Origin of the sequence: Parapedobacter soli (assembly GCF_025460835.1) — a bacterium.
Classification (GTDB): Bacteria; Bacteroidota; Bacteroidia; order Sphingobacteriales; family Sphingobacteriaceae; genus Parapedobacter; species Parapedobacter soli.
This window is the reverse complement of record NZ_JAMXAY010000038.1, coordinates 13351-35626: the sequence shown is the minus strand read 5'-3', so window position 1 is coordinate 35626 and position 22276 is coordinate 13351. Positions and strand designations below refer to the sequence as shown.

The 22276-nt window shown below is 49.7% G+C and carries 18 protein-coding genes; 9 read left to right on the top strand and 9 right to left on the bottom strand.

Annotated features, from left to right (window positions below):
• Positions 1 to 5: 5 nt before the first annotated feature.
• Genes NGM62_RS15410 through mraZ form a run of 5 tightly spaced genes read right to left on the bottom strand, consistent with a single transcriptional unit; the run spans position 6 to position 5366 of the window.
• Complete coding sequence (locus NGM62_RS15410; protein WP_262249152.1) at positions 6 to 1463, bottom strand: UDP-N-acetylmuramoyl-L-alanyl-D-glutamate--2,6-diaminopimelate ligase; 1458 nt, start codon at positions 1461 to 1463, stop codon at positions 6 to 8.
• Positions 1460 to 3553 (bottom strand): penicillin-binding protein, encoded by a 2094-nt coding sequence (locus NGM62_RS15405; RefSeq protein ID WP_262249151.1) that lies wholly within the window; start codon positions 3551 to 3553, stop codon positions 1460 to 1462. The genes NGM62_RS15410 and NGM62_RS15405 overlap by 4 nt, the downstream gene beginning before the upstream one ends.
• Positions 3554 to 3579: 26 nt before the next feature.
• Positions 3580 to 3987 (bottom strand): FtsL-like putative cell division protein, encoded by a 408-nt coding sequence (locus NGM62_RS15400; RefSeq protein ID WP_262249150.1) that lies wholly within the window; start codon positions 3985 to 3987, stop codon positions 3580 to 3582.
• A 7-nt stretch (positions 3988 to 3994) separates the two neighbouring features.
• Complete coding sequence (gene rsmH / locus NGM62_RS15395) at positions 3995 to 4900, bottom strand: 16S rRNA (cytosine(1402)-N(4))-methyltransferase RsmH (protein ID WP_262249165.1); 906 nt, start codon at positions 4898 to 4900, stop codon at positions 3995 to 3997.
• Entirely contained in the window at positions 4893 to 5366 is a 474-nt protein-coding gene (gene mraZ, locus NGM62_RS15390) for a division/cell wall cluster transcriptional repressor MraZ (protein WP_262249149.1), read from the bottom strand. Before mraZ ends, rsmH begins: the two co-directional genes overlap by 8 nt.
• 273 nt (positions 5367 to 5639) lie before the next feature.
• Between mraZ and NGM62_RS15385 the strand changes: the two genes are divergently transcribed.
• The 4 genes from NGM62_RS15385 (at position 5640) to NGM62_RS15370 (ending at position 10159) form a co-directional block, all read left to right on the top strand.
• Complete coding sequence (locus NGM62_RS15385) at positions 5640 to 6047, top strand: hypothetical protein (protein WP_262249148.1); 408 nt, start codon at positions 5640 to 5642, stop codon at positions 6045 to 6047.
• A 167-nt stretch (positions 6048 to 6214) separates the two neighbouring features.
• Positions 6215 to 6898, top strand: coding sequence for a response regulator (locus NGM62_RS15380; protein WP_262249147.1), 684 nt, complete (start codon positions 6215 to 6217; stop codon positions 6896 to 6898).
• An 86-nt stretch (positions 6899 to 6984) separates the two neighbouring features.
• The gene (aspS, locus tag NGM62_RS15375; protein WP_262249146.1) at positions 6985 to 8727 is read left to right on the top strand and encodes an aspartate--tRNA ligase; all 1743 of its coding nucleotides are present in this window, start codon (positions 6985 to 6987) and stop codon (positions 8725 to 8727) included.
• A gap of 52 nt (positions 8728 to 8779) precedes the next feature.
• The gene (locus NGM62_RS15370) at positions 8780 to 10159 is read left to right on the top strand and encodes a lactate utilization protein B (protein WP_262249145.1); all 1380 of its coding nucleotides are present in this window, start codon (positions 8780 to 8782) and stop codon (positions 10157 to 10159) included.
• A 22-nt stretch (positions 10160 to 10181) separates the two neighbouring features.
• Here the strand turns inward: NGM62_RS15370 and mgrA are convergent, their stop codons facing one another.
• Both mgrA and tsaD read right to left on the bottom strand, forming a co-directional pair.
• On the bottom strand, positions 10182 to 11213 hold the full coding sequence (gene mgrA / locus NGM62_RS15365) for an L-glyceraldehyde 3-phosphate reductase (RefSeq protein ID WP_262249144.1): 1032 nt from the start codon (positions 11211 to 11213) through the stop codon (positions 10182 to 10184).
• Between the two features lie 21 nt (positions 11214 to 11234).
• Positions 11235 to 12236: a tRNA (adenosine(37)-N6)-threonylcarbamoyltransferase complex transferase subunit TsaD gene (gene tsaD, locus NGM62_RS15360; protein ID WP_262249143.1), complete on the bottom strand. Its 1002-nt coding sequence runs from the start codon at positions 12234 to 12236 to the stop codon at positions 11235 to 11237.
• 87 nt (positions 12237 to 12323) lie between these two features.
• Between tsaD and NGM62_RS15355 the strand changes: the two genes are divergently transcribed.
• Complete coding sequence (locus NGM62_RS15355; protein WP_262249142.1) at positions 12324 to 16649, top strand: translocation/assembly module TamB domain-containing protein; 4326 nt, start codon at positions 12324 to 12326, stop codon at positions 16647 to 16649.
• A gap of 17 nt (positions 16650 to 16666) precedes the next feature.
• Here NGM62_RS15355 and NGM62_RS15350 read toward each other — a convergent pair whose 3' ends face one another.
• On the bottom strand, positions 16667 to 17428 hold the full coding sequence (locus NGM62_RS15350; protein WP_262249141.1) for a formylglycine-generating enzyme family protein: 762 nt from the start codon (positions 17426 to 17428) through the stop codon (positions 16667 to 16669).
• Between the two features lie 440 nt (positions 17429 to 17868).
• On the opposite strand from NGM62_RS15350, the gene NGM62_RS15345 reads away from it, so the two are divergent.
• Genes NGM62_RS15345 through NGM62_RS15335 form a run of 3 tightly spaced genes read left to right on the top strand, consistent with a single transcriptional unit; the run spans position 17869 to position 20222 of the window.
• Positions 17869 to 18345, top strand: coding sequence for a cation:proton antiporter regulatory subunit (locus tag NGM62_RS15345; protein WP_262249140.1), 477 nt, complete (start codon positions 17869 to 17871; stop codon positions 18343 to 18345).
• A gap of 15 nt (positions 18346 to 18360) precedes the next feature.
• Positions 18361 to 19617 (top strand): cation:proton antiporter, encoded by a 1257-nt coding sequence (locus tag NGM62_RS15340; protein WP_262249139.1) that lies wholly within the window; start codon positions 18361 to 18363, stop codon positions 19615 to 19617.
• Complete coding sequence (locus tag NGM62_RS15335) at positions 19614 to 20222, top strand: hypothetical protein (protein WP_262249138.1); 609 nt, start codon at positions 19614 to 19616, stop codon at positions 20220 to 20222. Before NGM62_RS15340 ends, NGM62_RS15335 begins: the two co-directional genes overlap by 4 nt.
• Positions 20223 to 20254: 32 nt before the next feature.
• Here the strand turns inward: NGM62_RS15335 and NGM62_RS15330 are convergent, their stop codons facing one another.
• A complete protein-coding gene (locus NGM62_RS15330) occupies positions 20255 to 20575 on the bottom strand; it encodes an iron-sulfur cluster assembly protein (protein WP_262249137.1) in 321 nt (106 codons plus the stop codon).
• Between the two features lie 125 nt (positions 20576 to 20700).
• Here NGM62_RS15330 and NGM62_RS15325 point away from each other — a divergent pair, with 125 nt between their 5' ends.
• A complete protein-coding gene (locus tag NGM62_RS15325; protein WP_262249136.1) occupies positions 20701 to 22188 on the top strand; it encodes an NAD(P)H-hydrate dehydratase in 1488 nt (495 codons plus the stop codon).
• Positions 22189 to 22276: the final 88 nt, after the last annotated feature.

The window sequence follows — 22276 nt, the reverse complement described above, 5'->3', positions numbered from 1 at the left end:
CGTAATTATCGTTCGTTAAGTGCTTTAGTCAATACTTCGTGGTCATCAAAAGCATGCTTTTGGCCCTCGATTTCCTGATATTTCTCATGTCCTTTACCGGCAACCAACACAATATCGCCTGACTGGGCGATATGGCATGCTGCCCGGATAGCTTCCCGCCTATCCACGATGGAAAAGGTGTTTCGGCTCTTTTCCTTGGGCACTCCGGCCTCCATATCCCTTATAATTTGCTGCGGATCTTCAGTGCGTGGGTTGTCTGATGTAATGATTACTTTGTCACTGTTCTCCACGGCCACTGCTGCCATCTTGGGGCGTTTCGTCTTGTCGCGGTCGCCCCCACACCCAAGCACCGTGATAATCTGCTGGCCTTCCTTCCGCAAATCACGAATGGTTTCCAACACATTCTGCACAGCATCCGGCGTATGCGCGTAATCCACCACACCGATAACCCCTCCGGCTGAAATGACTGTATCAAAGCGCCCTTCCGCGCCGGAAATATTACTCAATGCCGTGAGCACTTTGATTGTTTCCTGTTCCAGCAATATCGCCGCACCATAAGCGGCGGTTATATTATAGGCGTTGAATCCGCCGACCAATTTCACCCATACTTCATGGTCATCCAGGTGCAACAGCATCCCCTCAAAATGACTTTCAATGACCTTCGCTTTGAAGTCGGCCAAATGTTTGATCCCATAAGTCCGCTTATGCGCAAAAGTATTTTGCAGCATCACGGCTCCGTTTCTATCATCGGCATTCACCAACGCAAATGCTGACGGAGCCAAATCGTCAAAAAACTGCTTTTTTGCTCTTATATAGGCATCGAATGTCTTATGGAAGTCCAAGTGGTCGTGCGTAATATTCGAGAAAATACCCCCGGCAAAACTCAGACCGGCTATCCGTTGCTGGACGATGGCATGCGAACTCACTTCCATGAAACAATAATCGCAGCCCCCCTCAACCATCTCCTGTAGCAATGCATTCAATTCAATCGGGTCGGGCGTGGTGTGTGTTGCGGGCACCACCTGGTCCCCCACTTGGTTTTGGACTGTGGAAATCAACCCTGCCTCATAACCAAGCTCCCTGAACAGCTTATAAAGTAACGTAGCGATGGTAGTTTTGCCATTTGTACCTGTTACGCCTACGAGTTTCAGTTTAGTAGACGGGCTTCCGAAATAATTTGACGCAGACACCCCCAGTGCGAACGCGGTATCTTCAACTTGGACGTAGGTGACATTGTCGTTTATAGCTTCGGGCACATGCTCACAGAGTACCACCGAAGCACCGAGTGCCACGGCATCGTCGATATAGCGATGTCCATCGACCTGGGTACCCACTACCGCAACGAACATACTATTGCGTGTAGCCTTGCGCGAGTCAAAGCATACATCGGTTATCGTCACATTGAGATTACCGACAACGTGACGCACCGGGATACCATGGAGTATGTCCTTTAATGCACTCATTTCAATTCAATTGTTATGGGAGCCCCTGTATCTACTTTTTTACCCGCCACTAACGACTGTGCCACAACTTTCCCCTTGCCCTTCACGGTGGTTCGGTATCCCGAGTTCTCAAGAGCGTATAACGCATCGATGAGCCCCATTCCTTTCACATCCGGCACAACACCTGTCTTAATCGCCTCATCCGAAAAGGGCACCCCCTTCACGGTATCGATATGCTGCACCGGTTCTGCCGATGCATAGGTCGCTTTGATTCCGAGTGCATCATAAACACGGAGGGTGGCCGCTTTCGATCCTTTGAGCGAAGGCGGTTGCTGGGTATTACCTACGAAGCGCATTCGCTCGAAGTCATTTTGAAGATCGAGATCATTGGCGTATACCATATCAGCGAGTTCTCTGAATACCGGGCCGGCTACGGAGGCACCATAGTAGCCATTACGGGGGTTCTGCACCACCACTATCATCGAGTACTTGGGGTTATCTGCCGGGAAATAACCAGCAAAGGACGATTGGTATTTACGATTGCGGTAACCTGCCGCGCCATCTGCCATCTGTGCTGTTCCGGTTTTGCCTGCCATGGACAAATCAGGGTTGCGCAAGCGCTTGCCGGTACCTTCAGTCATTACCCCTGCTAACATATCCTGCAACTTGGCTATGGTGGATGGGGATGCTATTTGTTCGTTAATAACGCGGGTATCGAAATGTTCGACGGTATTGCCTAATCTCCTGATTTCCTTTACGAAAATCGGCGCCACCATCTTACCATCATTCGCCACTGCATTATACAGCGACAGGGTTTGCAGTGGTGTCAACTTCAGCTCGTAGCCATAAGCCATCTGCACCAAAGACAAGCCGCTCCAGCTCTTGCTGTCGGGCGTCTTAATCAGCGGATTACCTTCGCCCGGAATCTGCAATCCCAGCGGCTCATTGAGGTGGAGCTCGTGCAACCGTTTTGTGAACGCTGCTGGGTTATCTCTATAGTAGGTGTTGATGATTTTCGTAATAGCCACGTTAGACGACACTTCGAATGCTTTTTTTACGGTGAGTGTTCCGTAAGCATGGGTATCCCGGATGGTGTGCCGGTGCACCTGGTAGGTGCCATTCCCTGTTTCGATGACTGTATTCGTATCTATTTTCCCATCATCGAGTGCCACCAGGTAAGATGCCAATTTAAATGTCGACCCCGGCTCGGCACTTTGTGCGATGGCATAGTTGAACTTTTCGCGATATACACCTTCCTCAACCCTGGTAAAATTAGCTACCGCGCGGATTTCACCGGTAGCCACCTCCATCAAAATAACACAGCCATTATCGGCATTGCTGGTTATCAGTTGTTTCTCAAGCGCACGCTGCGCCATATCCTGCATGTTTACATCGATGGTTGAAATGATGTCGGCCCCATCAACGGGCGCCACCTCGATTTCGCGGTTCACCGGCATCCATACGCCACCAGCTATACGCCTTACCAATCGTTTCCCGCTCTTCCCATCAATATATTCAGCATAGGCACCTTCCAGGCCAACATGCACATCTTCGGTTGCCACTTTATATCCAATGGTCCGTGCAGCAAGATTGGTAAACGGCAGGATTCGCTTGTTCTTGCGTTCGGCGATTAGACCGCCCTTATATTTTCCCAAGTTGAAAATCGGAAATTCTTTGACCTCTTTCAATTCTTGATGCCCCACGTCACGCTTCAACAGATAGTACCTATTTCCATCTTTGCGCGCCTGTTTAAGTAGCCTCGAATATTGGGCAGATGATTTATCCTTAAAGAAAGCGGATAGCTTAGCGGCCAACGAATCGACTTTTGAGTAAAAAGCATCATCTGACATGATACCCGGTGCAAGCAGGTCCATCCGGAGATCATATTCAGGTACAGACGTCGCTAGCAGGCTTCCGTCGTTCGAATAAATGTTACCGCGGACAGCCTCTACATCGACATATCGCGTAGAAAGGCTATCTGCCATCTCCCGCCATTCTGCCCCTTCCACATATTGCAAATAGAAAAGCTTCAGCAGCACTGCAATAGCGAAGAGCACAATCAGCCCAAATGACAGGTATACTCGCAGCAATATGTCGGTTCTGATGTTCATGCCTTACTATGATTTAGTATTCCATTTTAATTGTTTGCCCTTACAATTACGATTTTCTTTGGCGGTGCCGTCCGCTCTTTCAACCCCATGGTATCCACCCGCTTCGCGATTTCGCTTTGCGTGGTGAGTTTCATCAAATCGGCCGAAAGTGATTTGTAATCCCAGTTCATCTCCTTCACTTCCCTACCCAAGTGGTCGATCTGCCGCACGGTACGCTCCGCATAATGCCGATTGGCAATATAAAGGATGGCCAGCAGCCCTACGAATGCGATGAATGGGATATACCCCACAAACGTAGACGACGAAAACCGATCCGTAGAAAACAGTGATTGGAAAAAGCTGCGGGTGGCATCCGCTTTTTCTTCCACCGTCTCCTGCAATTCGGCTTGCTCTTCTTCGCTCAACGGCTGTCGCTTGTATGCGTTACGTGCCATATTCAATTTAAATTTTCTCTCCCACCCTAAGCTTGGCGCTCCGGGCTCTACTATTTTGCTCCACCTCTTCGTCACCAGCGATAATTGCCTTGCGACTGATAGCCTTCAACGGCTTGATCTCATTACCATAGAAATCCTTCTCTACCATCCCCTTGAATTTACCCGTAGCCATAAAATTCTTCACCAACCTGTCTTCCAGTGAATGGTATGACATCACCACTAACCGCCCGCCAGTTTTCAACATAGTCACCGCTTGCTGTAAAAATTCCCGCAAAGCATCCAGCTCACCATTCACCTCAATCCGCAGTGCTTGGAAAAGCTGTGCATGGTATTTATTTTCCTTGCCACGGGGCACCACTTTTTTGACCACCTCCTTCAGCTCACCTACCGTAGCAATGGGTCTTACAACTCGCGCTGTAACGATGAGCTTGGCCAATGTACGAGCATTATGGAGCTCCCCGTACATCCCGAAAACACGGTGCAACTCGGCCTCCGTATAGGTGTTCAACACCTGCTTGGCATCCAATTGGCCCGCTTGGCTCATACGCATATCCAACTCGGCATCGAAGCGCGTCGAAAAACCGCGTTGGGCATCATCAAACTGATGCGATGACACCCCCAAGTCTGCTATGACTCCATCGACAGCGCCCACCCCGTGAAGCCTGAGGTTGTTTTTAAAGAACCTGAAGTTCTGATGGATGAGCACGAACCGCTCATCATCTATCGCGTTCCGCAACGCGTCGGGGTCCTGGTCAAAAGCGTATAGCTTGCCCGATTCCCCCAAGTGCTTCATTATTTCCCTAGCATGGCCACCGCCGCCAAAAGTCACATCCACATATATACCCTCCGGCTTGATCGCTAACGCTTCTATGCATTCACGCAGCATTACAGGCACATGGTATCCGCTACCCATCATGTTCATCGGTTAATTCATCACCTCCCATCACCTCCTCGGCCAACGCTGCAAAATCATCATCCTCATCATCCTCCCACAATTTATGATAGGCCTCCTTAGACCAAACTTCAATCTTATTGAACTGACAAGACAGAACGACTTCCGTTTCAATCTGGCCGTATTCCAGGAGCGATTTAGGCAACAATACCCGCCCGGCAGAGTCTAGTGACAGCTCGGTAGCCCCACGGGTAAAGTCGCGGATAAACTTTCTGTTCCTGGCTTTATAGGTATTCAGCTTCGCCAGTTTATTGGTTATTTTATCCCACTCACCCCTTAAATAAATCACGAGATGCTTTTCGAAACCACGATTGACTACAAGGCCGGTGCGCTCAACATCAGGCATCTGCCTTTTGAGCGCAGCGGGCAACACCATCCTTCCTTTGGTGTCTAGCTTACAATCAAATTCGCCTATTAAATGGCCCATGGATACAGTTCCCGTAATAAATATGATGTAAAAGTAAGGATTTACTCCACTTTCCCCCACTTTTTCCCACAAAAAAGTTTTCCACACCACATTTACTCCCACTTTACCTTCCGGTAGCGGGCGCGGATACTCACACACAACCGCGACTCCATCGTATAGTTAAAGTGTAGTAGAATAACTACAAAATCAAAAAATCCAATCTATCTCCTCGTTTCCCGGAAGCTATTATTGGCATATTTGCAGGGATTGGATAATTGATTTCCTTACTTGATTATGCGTTTTATTATTATCAGTGTACTTGTTTTCACGTTAACACCGTTGCAATCATGCGATGAGCGCATGGATTTGGTGCCCACACACTGCAACTGTGATATCGACGGCCACCGGTTGTCTGAAGACAGCTCGGTCACTTACCAAGTAGCTACGCATGACGACGCTTTTATCTCATCGGTAACCTACCACACGAACGATGGGCCAATAACCTCAAACCACCCTTCGCTACCTTTCAGCACAACCGTTCAATTGGCAAAGGGTGAAACGATTGCCCTGCACGTTGAGGGTAGTCCGGGAAAGGGGACAATTGTACTAACGTATGAAATCAGCGACGGCCCGCATACATCGAGCGCATTAGGAAGCAGTGTATCGAAGGCTTGGATTTTAGAAGACGGCATTTGTCAATAAAAAACTACAAGACAAACACTAAAATCACTAATTATAAGCCAGTTACATTGATGTAGAGATATTACTACATCCCGTTTAATGCCATCGTGTTAGCTTTGTCCCGTTACCATGATTCTCATTGAATCTGGAATGCAAATTCACTATAACTATTAACTATTTTCATTCGGATGAAAAAGAAAAAAATACTAATCGTAGAGGATCAGCTTATCATTACCATGGATTTGGAGTACATGCTCCAAGAGTTGGGGTACGACGTTTGCGGCATTTGCACGAATTATGACGACGCCATTGCGGCCATCCGAACAGCTAAGCCTGACCTTATCTTAGTTGACATTATTTTATGCGGGGAAAAAACGGGAATCGACTTGGCCCACGAAATCAATGCGGCATACCATATTCCTTTTATTTTCCTCACATCACATGCAGACCGCAGCACAATCGAAGCGGCAAAATCCACGAATCCTGCCGGCTACATTGTAAAGCCGTTTAACCGCAACGACGTCTACGCATCTATCGAAATTGCGCTGAACCAGGTAGATGCCAAAGAAGAGAGTCAGAGTATTTTCTTACCCGACGGGAAGCACAAGACCAAAATACCGATGGACGAAATGATCTATGCACATGCCGAAGGCAATTACACGACGTTCATCACCACCACAAAGAAAATCGTACTGCGGAAATGCCTTAAAGAAGTCGCCGAAACCATCCTGAACAATAAGAAATTCGTAAGGATCCACAAATCATATCTGATTAACACAGATGCTATCCGGGCGCGGAGTGCGTCTAACATTTTGTTAAACAACGGCGACAACCTCCCGTTAGGGCGGGCGTACGTCGGAAGCTTGTGCTAGTCGGGCCCGTTTGGAAAAACTCCTGCAACCACTGTCCGTTTGTTCAGAAAAAACCGCTATTTTTGCCGTTCTAGACAAATAAGACAATGCATAGAACACATACTTGCGGAGAGTTGACCATCTCAGATTTGGGTAAAACCGTTGTACTTAGTGGTTGGGTGCAGAAATCCCGTGATTTGGGGGGGATGACCTTTATAGATGTAAGGGACCGTTATGGTATAACCCAATTGGTGTTCGATCCGGCCGACGACGAATCGCTACGTTCCGAAGCCCGCGCCCTTGGCAGGGAATACGTGATCAAAGTAACGGGTAAAGTCATCGAACGCGAAAGCAAGAACCCTAAAATACCTACGGGTGAAATCGAAATCAAGGTAGCCCGTCTCGAGGTGCTTAGTGCAGCAAAGCTCCCTCCTTTCACGATCGAGGACGACACGGATGGCGGCGACGACTTACGGATGAAATACCGTTACCTCGACCTCCGCCGCAACCCGGTCCGAGACAACCTCATCCTCCGGCATCGGCTCGCACAGGAAATCCGCAGTTACCTGGACGTGCACCATTTCCTGGAAGTAGAAACGCCGGTTCTCATCAAATCGACTCCTGAGGGAGCCCGTGATTTCGTAGTGCCAAGCAGGATGAACCCCGGTGAGTTCTACGCCTTACCACAGTCGCCCCAAACATTCAAGCAACTGTTGATGGTTTCGGGTTTTGACAGGTATTTCCAAATCGTCAAGTGCTTCCGTGATGAAGATTTGCGCGCCGACCGCCAGCCGGAGTTCACACAGATAGACTGCGAAATGTCTTTTGTAGAACAGGAGGATATTCTGCAGCTTTTCGAAGGATTGGTAAAGCATCTTTTCAAGCAAGTCAAAGACATCGATTTAGGTACGATCCCCCGCCTGCCATACGACGAGGCTATGCGGCTATACGGGTCTGATAAGCCGGATATCCGTTTCGGAATGCCGTTCGTCGAGCTCAACAGTATACTGCAGGGGGCCGGGTTTCCCGTATTCGACAACGCGCCACTTGTCGTAGGCATCAATGCACAAGGCTGTGCTTCTTACACAAGAAAACAACTCGATGCATTGACAGATTTCGTAAGGCGGCCCCAAATCGGTGCTTCAGGCCTGGTATATCTCCGCTACAACGAGGATGGCACATTGAAGTCATCGGTAGATAAATTCTATAACCAAGAGCAATTGCAGGCTTGGGCAGCGGCGTTTGACGCCCGACCGGGGGACCTGCTCCTCGTAATGGCTGGGGATACCGATCGGGTCCGGAAACAGCTAAGCGAGCTCCGGCTGGAAATCGCGTCACAGCTCGGGTTACGGGAAAAGGGTGTCTTCGCGCCCCTTTGGGTAACAGATTTCCCGCTGCTCGAATGGGATGATGAATCGGAGCGCTACCATGCCATGCACCACCCTTTCACATCACCGAAAGCAGAAGACATCCCCCTATTGGAAACGCAACCGGCAAGGGTTCGTGCCAACGCCTATGATTTAGTAATCAACGGCACGGAAATAGGCGGTGGCTCCATCCGGATACACGACCGCGACTTGCAGTCGCTGATGTTCAAGCATTTGGGATTCACTCCGGAGGAGGCGCAAAAGCAGTTCGGTTTCCTTTTGGAGGCATTCACCTACGGTGCGCCTCCACATGGCGGCATCGCTTTCGGGTTTGACCGGTTGGTTGCCGTATTTGCCGGGTTAGACAGCATACGTGATGTGATTGCCTTCCCAAAAAACAACGCAGGCCGCGACGTGATGATTGATTCTCCTTCGGCAATCTCCGGGGAACAACTATCCGAGCTGGGCATCGCACTACGTTAAAGTCGGCAACAGTTCGGCGATTTTTGCGTTATTTATATAATAACCCTTGCATATGTCGTCTGCAAAAGAAACTACTTTTCTGAAAGAAAGCGCCGCCAAGGCCTTCGAGCCCCGTCATCGGAAAATCATCAATTATAATATCGATAAGTACGACGATGCGGTTAGCCGTGCGCTCCCCCAGTTCCATCATCTGGAGAATTCCAAACGCAAAGCGCACATCATCAAGTGGCGGGTGATGGAGAATCTGGATAAGCTACTGCCTGAGTTCGAATCCAATTTTTTACGGAGGGGGGGCAAGGTCATCTGGGCCAATGATGCCGCCGAGGCGCGTAACGAGATTGGCAAGATCTTAGCAGATGCCGGGGCAAAAACAGTGGTGAAATCCAAATCGATGACGACTGAGGAAATCGAGCTCAACGAATTTCTCACCGAGAAGAATATCAAGGCAATAGAAACCGACCTCGGTGAATACATTGTGCAACTGCTGGGACAAAAACCCTACCACATCGTGACACCCGCCATGCACCTCAGCCTATCTGATATCCAAGCGCTGTTCCACCAGCATTTCGGCACCCCACCCGATGCTACCGCTTCGGCATTGACGCTGAAGGCCCGCGAACTACTTAGGGAACAATACACCACAGCCGACGTGGGTATCACAGGAGGTAATTTCCTCATCGCAGATACGGGCAGTGTGGCAATTACAGAAAATGAGGGTAACGCCCGGCTTTCCACCACATTCCCGAAAATACATGTCGCCATCGTAGGCATCGAGAAAATCATTCCGTCGCTCAATGACTTGGACTTGTTTTGGCCACTCCTTTCCACACACGGTACCGGACAGCGCCTTACCGTTTATAATAGCATCATCAGTGGGCCGCGGCAGGAAAATGAGACCGATGGCCCCGAAGAAATGTATGTGGTGTTGCTGGATAACGGCCGCACCGATCTATTGGCACAAAAGGATCAACGCCAAGGGTTATATTGCATCCGGTGCGGGGCGTGCCTCAATGCGTGCCCCATTTATAAAAATGTAGGTGGCCACACATACAACACAACTTATAGCGGACCGATCGGGTCGTTGATCACCCCCCACCTTCGCGGCATGGCCGAATTCAAGCACCTAAGCTATGCTTCAAGTCTATGCGGAAAATGTTCCGAAGTATGCCCAGTGAAGATCGACATCCACAAAATGCTGCTGCTCAACCGTCGCGACGCGGTAGGCACCCATCTGGTGTCGAAAACCGAGCGGCTCGCTTGGAAAGGCTTTACCTACGCCATTACCAAGCGTAAACTCATCGATTTTTTCAGCGGAAAAACCAAGAACTTCGTATTACGTAATTTTTTCCGTAAGGCTTGGGGCAAACACCGCCAGCTCCCCCATATTGCGACGAAATCATTCAGCCAGCAATGGAGGGAACAAGACAAGTAGTGCGTCAGTGCGTGAAATCTCTCTATTCGAGCTCTGCCGACCTTGCCCAGATATTTATTGAGCCATCTTGTGCATAGCTATCTATTTCCTTGAGCTCCTCTTCAGAAAAAGCGAGGTTATCCAACGCACCTACGCAATCTATCACTTGCTCAGGCCTGCTGGCTCCGATTAGTGCCGACGTCACACGACCACCCCGCAGTACCCAGGCTATAGCCATTTGCGCCAATGTCTGTCCCCGACGCTGGGCTATGGCGTTCAGTGCATGGATACGCTGCATATTTTCATCGTTCAGGAACCCTGACCGGAAAGAAGCCCTTTTTCTGGCCCTGCTATCCTCCGGTATACCGTTGAGGTATTTATCGGTAAGCATTCCCTGGGCAAGCGGTGAAAATACGATCGAACCCATCCCCAATTCGGTGAGCGCATCCAGCAAGCCGTCGGTCTCCACCCACCTATTGAGCATGGAATAACTTGGCTGATGGATAAGGCAAGGGGTACCCAACTCCCGTAAAATAGCTTCAGCTTCCCGGGTACGGTTGGCATTATAGGACGAAATACCAACATACAACGCCCTGCCCGAGCGGACAATATGATCGAGGGCCATCATGGTTTCTTCAAGCGGCGTATCCGGGTCAAACCTGTGGGAATAAAAAATATCCACGTAATCGAGTCCCATCCGCTTAAGGCTTTGATCGCAACTGGCAATTAAATATTTGCGGCTCCCCCACTCACCATACGGCCCTGGCCACATATCGTATCCCGCTTTCGTGGAGATAATCAATTGGTCACGGTAACCGGCGAAATCTTCTTTCAGTATGCGTCCAAACGCGAGCTCTGCGCTGCCCCCGGGGGGGCCATAATTATTGGCTAAATCGAAATGGGTGACACCGAGGTCGAATGCCTGCCGGCATATCAGCTGCTTGGTGAGGTGCGGCACATCGTCGCCAAAGTTATTCCATAGTCCCAAGGATATGGCGGGAAGTTTCAGTCCGCTGCGGCCGCAGCGGTTATAGACCATATTTTCATAACGGTCCGGATCGGGATTCCAATTCATCGATTCTTTATTTTTAGTGTTTCAAATTGTGTACCTGGCCAGTGGCGCTACATCCTGCCCTACGAATTCGTGGAGCAGGTATTTATAATGGCCAGCGATGGCAATCATTGCAGCATTGTCGGTACAATATTCAAAGCGTGGAATAAACACTTGCCATCCTCTTTCTTTACCCAATGCTACCACTCCATTACGTAATCCTGAATTAGCTGACACGCCACCCGCAATCGCAACATGAGACACGCCGGTTTCAAAAGCCGCCCGTTGCAATTTATTGAGCAGGATGGAAACAATGCGCGACTGCACCGACGCGCAGACATCATCAAGATGTGTTTCCAAGAAATCGGCTTGCTCCTTTTGTTTTTGTTGTACGAAATAAAGGATAGCCGTTTTCAGTCCGCTAAAGCTGAAATCCAGCCCCGGGACCTGCGGTTCCGGAAACGGGAATGCGTTAGGGTTCCCTTGTTGGGCATGGAGGTCTATCAGTGGCCCGCCAGGGTAAGGCAGCCCGAGGATCTTCGCCGTCTTGTCGAACGCCTCACCTGCAGCATCATCAAGCGTTTGTCCCAGCAGGTCCATTTCGAAGTGATTTTTCACCAGCACCAGTTGCGTATGGCCTCCCGATACCGTAAGGCACAGGAAGGGGAATTCCGGAACCGGCTCTTCGATGAAATGAGCAAGGATATGTGCTTGCATGTGATTCACTTCGATAAGCGGTATGTTCCGGGCAAGCGCGAATGCTTTAGCAAACGACGTACCCACCAGTAACGAGCCTAACAATCCCGGTCCTCTGGTAAATGCTACCGCATCTATGTCATTTTTATGTATTTTTGCATCGCGGATGGCCTGTTCAACGGTGGGGATGATCTGTTGCTGGTGCGCGCGCGACGCTAATTCGGGCACAACACCGCCAAATCTTTCATGGACGGTTTGATTAGCGATGATGTTCGAGCATATCGTTCCGTTGACGCTTATAGCGGCTGATGTCTCGTCACATGAAGATTCAATGCCGAGGATGACAGGCATAGTTTTTAATGTTTCGTATTTATATACAACAAGAGCAAAAATATCAAAAAAATATTAAAAATATCGCTGTGGGCACTAGTCACCTTATTGCTTCTGCTAATAGGCCTTGTCTATGTCCTGCAGTACCGGCCTGTACAGACTTTTTTTGCGAAGCGCGCCGCCGATTACCTTTCTGGTGAGCTCCACACAACGGTCGCTATAGACGGACTATATTTCAAGCCGTTTTCATCACTGGTGTTAAAAGGCCTCTATGTCGCGGATTTATCTGGCGACACACTGCTCTTTACCAACCAATTGACAGCATCAATGAATCTATGGAAAATACGTGAGGGTCGTATTACCATTAATAAACTGACACTCTCCGGCGGTACGTTTTTGCTCAACCGCCAAGACAGTACAAGTAATCTCGCATTCATTGCCGATTATTTCCAACCCAAGGACGACGGCAGCACATCGAGTGGCCGGAAGCCAATCGAACTGGATATATCGGCGATTGATTTAGCCGACATTTCCTTCCGTTATCAGCGCGGGAAAAGCCACCAAACCAGGGGTATCAATTACCGGGACATCCACCTGACAGGCCTTTGCGGGCGCTTCACTGATATCGACTTCGACAGCCACATTCTCAAATCTAACATCGAGGAACTCACCTTCCGCGAAAAAAGTGGGTTTCACCTCCGCGAAATGCAGGCATTGGCGAAAGTAGACACCAACTGCATAGAACTTAGCAATCTCTATGTAGAAACAAATCGAAGTAGGCTGGGCGACTATCTCCGGCTTGACTATGACCGTTTCTCTGCGTTCGAAGATTTCGTAACGGCGGTCAACGTGGAGCTGAAGCTGGACCGCGCACAGATCGATTCGAAAGATATCGAGTTTTTCGCTCCCGAGGTAGCTGTCACAAATTTCGATGTTTCGTTATCCGGTTCGATCAAGGGTACCGTATCAGACATTTCGGCTAAGGACATTACCCTTCGAATGGGTAACCGCACCAGGTTATCGGGAGATTTCAGCATCCGTGGATTACCCGATATTGAGCACACCCTATTTGACATGAACCTCTACGCATTGGCCACCAACAGTACGGATATCGAATCGCTGGTGAACGAATTGGCCCATACGCGGCGACTGGAGCTACCTGCCGTTGTGGATCGATTGGGAGACCTCCGCTACAGGGGTACGGCAGTGGGCACTTATTATGATTTTATCGCTACCGGAGTACTAGAATCCTCTCTCGGTATTGCCAGCACAGCAATCAATCTCAACATCCGCAACGGCGGGCATTACTCGGGAAAGATAACGACACCCGAATTTGATTTAGGCACATTGCTTCAGTATCCTCAAATTGAGTATGGTGGTTTCGACATCGATATTGCAGGTGATGGCTTCGCACCGCAACTTATCAATAGCCGTGTCTCGGGCAAATTGGCATACCTGGATTTGAAAGGCTACCGTTACGCCGACATCGATGTAACCGGCGAATTTTCTGAGATGCAATTCGCAGGACACGTCGCGGTTGACGACCCCAATCTTCAATTATTATTCGATGGTGGTGTCAACTTCAACCGCGAACAGCCTGAATATGCCTTTGATGCGACGGTCTCTCACGCAAATCTGGGCAACCTCCATCTCTATGATAAACGGCCGGTTGTGATAGAACACGCAACGATTGCGAGTAACTTCAATGGTAATGGGTTGAACGATATGCAAGGAGATCTCGCTTTATATGATATCCGATTTGAAACCGACTCGTCGAGACATAGCGTCGACTCATTGATACTCGAAGCCAGTGGCAACGAGGCCCACCGCGTACTTCATTTACGTTCAGACCTGGCAGACGCGACGGTCAATGGCGAAATGGACCTGACTACGATCCACAGTTATTTCAAATCGGTAGCTATGCGATATGCGCCCTCTCTTGAATTAACAACGGGGCCGACCGGCGAACAGGCCTTCGACCTGGATTTCCAGCTCAAAAATATGGCGCCGATCGCTTCATTGATAGTTCCTAACCTCGTAATAAAAGAAGGTGCACAGTTGAACGCCAGGTTCTCCTCATCAGACCGCACAGCAAGTTTCAACCTTCTTGTACCGGAGCTGTCTTATGGGATGGTCAACATAAACCGCCTAATCATAGACGAATCGGCTAATGAAAGCGCGTTGCGCTTGCTGGTCACTGCCGACCGTGTTGGCGTTACCGACAGCCTATATATCAATAATGTAAATGTTTCCAACGTACTAGCCAAGGATAGCCTCCATTTCAACATTAAGCTGTCCGACATATTAGCCAGCAATCAACTGGATTTGAATGGAATTGTGGATTTCCACCGTGGTTCGCCCACCCGGATACGTCTATTGTCATCTGCACTTAAACTCAATAACGAGCCCTGGCAGCTCAACGAACAGGCCGTAGCTTATATAGATAACGGTGAAATCGATATCCGTGGCTTTGAAATATCCAATCATGGGCAGGTAGCCCGGTTTGAGGGTATGATTTCGGATAAGAGCGACGACCAGGTATCTTTCACATTCAAAAACTTTAACCTCCACACCCTCTCTCCGTTGATAGCTTCGTCGTCGGTTGAACTAGACGGCACTCTCAATGGACACATGGATGTCTCTTCCCTACTTAACAATCCCGTTGCCGTAGCCGATATGACCGCTACCGATGTACACCTCAATGAAACCGCCATCGGCAACGCCGTGCTTCGCGCAGACTTTGACCGCATCAGCGAATTAGTCAACGTCAACCTGGTAACGGAGCGCGATGGGGTAACGTCAATTAGTGCCGCTGGCACGTACGACGCTGCAGCCGAAGTCGACAAGCTCAATGTAAGGGCACATTTAACCCATACCGAGTTGATCTTATTTCAGCCATTGCTCGGCAAGCTCATTTCGGACGTTAGCGGGACGGTCTCCGCAGACCTACAGGTTACCGGCCCGGCGCTATCACCTAGAATTAATGGCACCTGCCGTTTAGACGATGCGGAATTCACTGTAAATTATCTGAAAACACCCTACCGGATAAACGACGAGTTTGTGTTGACGAACAGTACGTTCAACTTGGAGGATCTGGTGATTACCGATCCACGAAACAACCGTGCCATCGCCAATGGCCAGGTAGACATGCGCAATCCACTGATTCCCGATGTCAACATAACAGTGGATGCGACCAACTTCCTGGTTTTGAATACCACCGTCCGCGACAACCCGTCTTATTATGGCACCGCATACGGAACGGGCCGTTTCTCGTTCAATGGGCCAACCAATGCGATGCAAATCACGATAGCGGCGAGAACGGAGCCAGCTACCCGGTTCTACATACCGCTCAATGCCGTCGGCACAGTCAGTGATAACGACTTCATACGGTTCGTAAGCCATGATACACTGGAGAGGACGAAGGCGCGCCCACGCCTATTCCAGGGGCTCAGCATGAACATGGACGTGCAGATCACACCTGATGCCGAAACCAGCCTCTATACCGATTTGGGCGAGCTGGCAGGGCGTGGGGAAGGGACGCTCTCGCTGCGCATGTCGAGCCTGGGCGATTTTGAGATGTTCGGCGACTACACCATCAATACCGGTAAGTTCACCTTCACTGCACAAGATTTCATCAATAAGATATTCGAGATCAACGAAGGCGGGACCATCCGCTGGACAGGCCATCCTACCGACGCCACAATCAATCTTGCAGCAGTGTATGGCCAGCGCACAAGCCTCGCCCCTTTATATAATGCAGCGGGGCGCGAGACCATCGAACAGCGTGTGCTTGCCCACGCTGTGATGAACCTAACCGGCAATCTTATGCGCCCGGATATCACGTTTGGGCTCAGTTTTCCAAACGAACCCTATGTCAATGATGAGTTGCAAAGCTACTTAAGTGATGCAAACAACGTAAACCAACAGGCACTGAGCCTTATTGTGCGGCGGAGCTTCGCACCGGGCTCGGCAACCGATTTCAGCCGGGAGCTAAACAACACTTTGCTCAGTGCCGGCACCGAATTAGCATTCAACCAACTGAATAACCTAATTTCCCAATCGTTAAATATCAAATTTGTCGATTTAAACATCCGGTCGCTCAATGATGCCAGCGCATCACTCCGCCTTTTCAACGACCGGCTGATTTTTACGGGTGGCGTTACAGATATGCGAAACGTCAACGACTTGTACGTATTCAGTGACCGCATTGTTACCGATGCCGAGCTACGATACCTTATCCGTAAAGATGGCAGGCTGGTATTGCGGGGTTCCAATAGGCTGAATAGCCGGAATTCTCTTCCCCTCACGATCAATGAAAACTACGTCAGTGCGATCGGACTGGTCTATAGGCAGGAGTTCTATACGTTTCAGGAGTTTTTTAGGCGCTTAGTTACCATCCGGAAGGAACAGGACGATGAAAGTGAAGACAACTGAGCAAGCTCGACCCCATTTCATAGTGACAAAGCCACACGGAAGCCCACATTGCTGCGGTATTCTGAAGGTGCAAGGTGATTACGATGGGCCACACGGCATGTAATTGGGATTTCATCCCAAGCACCACCGCGTAGTACCCGCCGCGTGCCCCATACCGGTCCCAATGGGTCTGAAACGGCACCCTGCCCATAATAGGACACATCGTACCAATCTTGGCACCATTCCCACACGTTACCGCTCATGTCGTAAATCCCCAGCTCATTTGCTTTCTTACGTCCTGTGCCGATAGCACACCGGCAGCCATCACCGCCAGACCACCCCACCGTACACAGTTCATTGCTACCACTGTATATATACCCTTTACTCCTGGTTCCGCCCCGAGCCGCATACTCCCATTCCGCTTCGGTGGGCAACCGCCAGTTGCCACCCTCGTTCGTGCATAGCCAATTACAATACTGTACCGCATCGTCATATATGACATTAACGATAGGCAGATGGTCGCTGCTGCCCCAATCGTGGTGGGTGTCAGGCATAGGCTTCCCCACATCTTTACAAAATGCCCGATACTGCCGTACCGACACCGGATATTTTCCGATATAGAAGGTACTAATCGCAACACTGTGTACTGGCTCTTCACCCTCACTGACATAGCTGCCCATTTGAAAGCTGCCGCCTTCAACCAATACAACTGCTGGAATGGTCGACATTTCTACAACGCTGGCATCATTGCTAACGGTGTCCCCCGTCGCTATGGTCATTACAATTATTCTCGGCTTCATTTTCCAACTCCTTTCCGTCTCTGGTAAACCGGGGTCGACGACCCCGTAAAGCCCCGGTTAATTATGGTATTGTATTTAGTTTTTAATTAAGCAAATTAACCCAAGGCCGACCGATTGGGAAATACCAATAATTAGGTATTTTCATATAACACGTGGTTTGTCGAGACCGAATTCGCGATCGGCTCGTATGAAATGTTATAGTTTATATAATATCAAATAACAAGCTCATTGTTAAATATATATATGAATCAGTTAAAGTACGTGAATCAAACTTCACTAAACCAAAGCAACGATCTAACAACCAGCACCTTAGGAGTCAAACACCTGTCACAACGTCACGCACTGGTACCTGCCGGCACCACCTCCCCATCCATATATCCCCAACCGCTTTCTCATAAAATTCATACATTTGCATGAGTTTTAATTAGGGAGAGACAACTATGTCAATTGTAAGAGAATCGGACCTGATTGGTATCGGCAAAAAGTATCAGATCGAAACAGAAGCCGGAGATCATATGGTGGTAGTAATCCATGACGATGGGCGGCGCGAGCTCTACCGCTACGACCAAGAGAAGAGCGAATCAAAATGCGTGATGACACTTTCTGACGAAGAGTCGCGCCAAGTGGCCGGAATCATCGGCGGATTGTCCTACAAACCGAAAGCACTTGAAACTATCGAGGTTGCTTTGGACGACCTTACCATCGAATGGATAAAGGTAAGCAAGGACTCGCCCAGCCTGGGTAAATCGATTGGCGAACTGGAAGTCCGCAAGCGGACCGGTGCGTCGATCATCGCAGCGATAAAAGAGGGCGACAGCATTATCAACCCCGGGCCCGACTATGTAATGAGTGCCGACACCACGATGGTAGTAGCCGGTAAGCGTAACCACATTAAATTGATAAAGGAAATACTATAATAGAAAAAGAAGCGGATGACGTCACATACCCTGATATTTGAAATCGGTATTGCCGTAGGTTTAGTAGCGCTTGTTGGATTGATTTCCAATAAGCTCAGGTTTTCAGTCATCCCCTTTTTCATCCTCATTGGGATGGTGCTCGGCGAGCACGCGCCCACCTTTGGCACTATCGACCTTACTTTTACAGAAAGTAAGCCATATATCGACTTCATGGGCCGCCTGGGGGTACTTTTCCTGCTGTTTTATCTCGGGCTCGAGTTTTCAGTAGGGAGGCTCATCAAATCGGGTAAATCCATCATCACGGGAGGCACGTTTTATGTGGCGCTCAATTTCTGTTCCGGCTTACTGATCGGTTGGCTGATGGGGTTACCCTTTAAAGAAACCATGGTACTCTGCGGTATCATGACCAGCTCATCAACTGCGATCGTAGCCAAGGTATTGACCGACTTGAAGCGGACTGCCAATCCCGAAACGGAAGTCATCATGGGCATGATCATGTTTGACGACCTGTTTATTGCCATGCATATCTCATTCCTTTCCGGATTGATATTAACAGGCAGCACCTCGTTCTGGACAGTTGCCGGCACCTCGTTGCTCGCTTTAGGTTTCATCCTCGCTTTCCTCATCCTCGGCCGTAAATTCGTACCTGTTATCGACCGGGTTCTGCAAGACAAGACTTCCGAGTTGTTCGTGCTCGTCATATTTGCACTCTTATTCATCGTTGCCGGTTTTTCCGAAACCATCCATGTGGCGGAAGCTATAGGAGCACTGATGGCAGGTCTGGTACTCGCCGATTCACAATACATCAAGCGTATCGAGCAGCTCGTACTCCCTTTCAAAGATTTCTTCGGTGCGATGTTTTTTTTCAGCTTCGGTCTCTCCATTGATCCCACAACATTAGGCGGCTCGGTATTATGGGCTTCCATAGCGGCATTGGTAACGGTGGTGTGCAACGTCGCATCGGGCTATTTCGCTTCCCGTTTCTCGGGGTTGAAAAAACGGAACTCAGTGGATATAGGCTTTACCCTTGCTGCCCGGGGCGAATTTTCAATCATCATGGCCAATATTGGCAAAGCAGGCAAGCTGTTGCCAGTAATCCAATCGTTTGTGGTCGTATATGTACTCATATTATCGATCGTTGCGCCCCTGCTCACGAAAGAATCACGCAATATCTGGAACGCCCTATTCGGCAAAGGAGTCCAGGAAAAGAAGCCGGTGAAAACATTAAGCGATCTGGAAAAACAAGTAGACAACAAAAACACATTATCATGAAACAGGTATTCACCATATTGGTCGGGGCGGCGTTGCTCGCCTCCTGTGGCAATGCGTCCAAAAATCCGGATGCCAATGACGCCGCACCGCTGTTTGAAATCGTTACCAATCCGTCACAGCCGAAGTACGTGGCCTTGCGGATATCGGACCGGGTCGATGGGGACACATCCATCACGTACCGCGCCCTCGGGTTATATGAAAATGACACCGTTGGATTCAACATTGAATTGGACAAGGTGATTGAGGCCGGCGTCAACGACGATGGTTCCGTTAATGAAGAAATGGGATTTAAGACGGGTGCCATCAGCTTTGTCCGGTCTGGCCCGGAAAGCGACCGCTTCGTGGCCGCATTGGCAACGCTGTGGAATGTGGGCGATGTAACCCAAATGAAAGCCGCCCCGGTTGAACCGTTGGTATTCTCATCCAACCGCAGTGCGGTAGACTACAACAAGCCTTTTACATACAGCTTCAAGCTCTTTTTTGCTCCGGACTCGGCTGTTCCGGGGGAAGTATTTTTCACGTTCGATACGTACAAGAAAACCATCGAGTTTCAGGAAAAAGATATAGAGTACCGATCGCAAATCGTCCACTCACTTGGCGAGTAAGTGCTGATTCGGGGACGGTCTGGGGGCAGCTATTACATAAAGCCGAGCTCCAAACGGGCTACGTCGCTCATCATGCTTTTATCCCAGGCTGGGTCAAATGTGAGCTCCACCAGGGCCTGGTGCACACCCTCCACGTCCGATACCTTCCGCTGCACTTCATCGATGATATCACCAGCCACCGGGCATCCGGGTGCGGTGAGCGTCATCACTACTTTAGCTATACCTCCTTCTTTGGTGATAAGCTCATATACCAAACCCAGCTCAACAATGTTGACGGGTATCTCCGGATCGAAAACAGTTTCCAATGCTTCCGTAATAGCCGGAGCCAACTGTAAAGGGTCATTAACAATCATATTTCTCCTGCGTTATGCGATGAAATAACAAAGTTAATGTATTTCCTTGAATCGGCCATAGCCGCACCTGTTCTTGACATTACACCTATAAAACTATATATTTAACCCATGAAGAGCGTGTAAAAATGAAGACAATCATGACCGCTGCACAGACGCGTGACGCCGACCGCCACACTATCGAGTATGGGCATATTACGTCGCTCGATTTGATGGAAAAAACATCGTTGGCGTTCGCAACCACCTTTATTCAGCTTTATCCGGATAAAAACACCAGTATATTGGTGTGCTGTGGTACGGGAAATAACGGCGGTGATGGCTTGGCCGTTGCCCGTATACTACAAGCGCAGGGGTACGATGGAATTACCGTATGGATTGCACGGTTCAGTATGCAGGAAAGCGAAAATTTCACCAGCAATCTCTCCAGGTTGCGCGGCACACCCGTACCGATCGCCGAGCTCCTGCCAGCGGCCAAGTTGCCCCCCATCCAACAGGATGTCATCGTCGATGCACTGCTGGGATCGGGGCTGAACAAACCGCTTGGGGGCGACTGGCTGAACCTGGCACAGCACATTAACCAAGCCCATCGAAATACGGTGGCAGTGGATATCCCAACGGGCCTCCGAGCAGACGGGCTGATGCCCGACAGCGACTATGCCGTCTACGCCGGCGATGTTATTTCATTCCACCGACCTAAACTCAGTTTTTTCTTCCCCGAATCGGCCAGGGCGATGGAGCGCTTCCAAGTGGTAGACATCGGGCTCGACGACGATTTCATTGAAAGTTTACCTGGTAATTACCTGCTGGTGGAAGCCACCGACGCCCAGCACTTTTACAAAAGAAGAAAACCGTTTTCGCACAAGGGCACGTATGGCCATGCTCTGGTTATCGCAGGCAGCGAGCCGACCATGGGGGCGGCAATCTTAGCATGCGGGGCGAGTGTATATGCCGGAGCCGGGCTCACTTCAGCGTGCATCCCTGAAGCAGGGTTAACAGCTTTGAACGCATGTTACCCCGAAGTCATGTATTGGCCGCGGCACGACACCCCAACAACTGGTTTGGAAAAAACGGATGCAGTCGCTATCGGACCTGGCCTTGGCCAAACAGATATCGATTTGCACCGGATACTAACCGGGCTAACAAAACCACCTGTCATCGATGCCGATGCGCTTACTTTCCTCAGCCAGCACCCCCGATTACTCCAAAAGTTACCCAAACTAAGTATCCTTACGCCCCACATGAAAGAGTTCGACCGGTTGTTCGGTACACACAGCAACTGGTGGGATCGCCTACAAACCGCCAAAGAAAAAGCCGTGGCCTTTGGAATAATTATTATTCTGAAAAACAGATACACCTTTATCGTGCTGCCCGACGGCAATGTGGCTATAAACCCTACGGGTAATCCGGCGATGGCCAGTGGCGGCATGGGGGATGTACTTACGGGTGTACTGGTATCGCTTTTAGCACAGGGCTATGCACCACGGGAGGCGGCAATCCTCGGATGCTACCTGCATGGGCTGGCAGGAGACCGACTGCATGCCGGGGGCCTGGACGTGGTACCCGCAACACAGGTCATAGCCGAAATACCCCGGGCCATCGCTTCCTTGCACGATTGACCGCTTCAAAATTACACAATCGATTGCATGCGCTAAGGCGTTGCAAAATCCCTGTCCATTCCGTAGTATTGGCAACGATTAGGCTCAT

Coding starts and splice junctions, on each gene's coding strand:
- NGM62_RS15410 (WP_262249152.1), bottom strand. CDS start 1,463: ATGAGTGCATTAAAGGACATACTCCATGGTATCCCGGTGCGTCACGTT.
- mgrA (WP_262249144.1), bottom strand. CDS start 11,213: ATGAATTGGAATCCCGATCCGGACCGTTATGAAAATATGGTCTATAAC.
- rsmH (WP_262249165.1), bottom strand. CDS start 4,900: ATGGGTAGCGGATACCATGTGCCTGTAATGCTGCGTGAATGCATAGAA.
- tsaD (WP_262249143.1), bottom strand. CDS start 12,236: ATGCCTGTCATCCTCGGCATTGAATCTTCATGTGACGAGACATCAGCC.
- NGM62_RS15405 (WP_262249151.1), bottom strand. CDS start 3,553: ATGAACATCAGAACCGACATATTGCTGCGAGTATACCTGTCATTTGGG.
- NGM62_RS15350 (WP_262249141.1), bottom strand. CDS start 17,428: ATGAAGCCGAGAATAATTGTAATGACCATAGCGACGGGGGACACCGTT.
- NGM62_RS15380 (WP_262249147.1), top strand. CDS start 6,215: ATGAAAAAGAAAAAAATACTAATCGTAGAGGATCAGCTTATCATTACC.
- aspS (WP_262249146.1), top strand. CDS start 6,985: ATGCATAGAACACATACTTGCGGAGAGTTGACCATCTCAGATTTGGGT.
- NGM62_RS15330 (WP_262249137.1), bottom strand. CDS start 20,575: ATGATTGTTAATGACCCTTTACAGTTGGCTCCGGCTATTACGGAAGCA.
- NGM62_RS15370 (WP_262249145.1), top strand. CDS start 8,780: ATGTCGTCTGCAAAAGAAACTACTTTTCTGAAAGAAAGCGCCGCCAAG.
- NGM62_RS15325 (WP_262249136.1), top strand. CDS start 20,701: ATGAAGACAATCATGACCGCTGCACAGACGCGTGACGCCGACCGCCAC.
- NGM62_RS15340 (WP_262249139.1), top strand. CDS start 18,361: ATGACGTCACATACCCTGATATTTGAAATCGGTATTGCCGTAGGTTTA.
- NGM62_RS15400 (WP_262249150.1), bottom strand. CDS start 3,987: ATGGCACGTAACGCATACAAGCGACAGCCGTTGAGCGAAGAAGAGCAA.
- NGM62_RS15335 (WP_262249138.1), top strand. CDS start 19,614: ATGAAACAGGTATTCACCATATTGGTCGGGGCGGCGTTGCTCGCCTCC.
- NGM62_RS15385 (WP_262249148.1), top strand. CDS start 5,640: ATGCGTTTTATTATTATCAGTGTACTTGTTTTCACGTTAACACCGTTG.
- NGM62_RS15345 (WP_262249140.1), top strand. CDS start 17,869: ATGTCAATTGTAAGAGAATCGGACCTGATTGGTATCGGCAAAAAGTAT.
- mraZ (WP_262249149.1), bottom strand. CDS start 5,366: ATGGGCCATTTAATAGGCGAATTTGATTGTAAGCTAGACACCAAAGGA.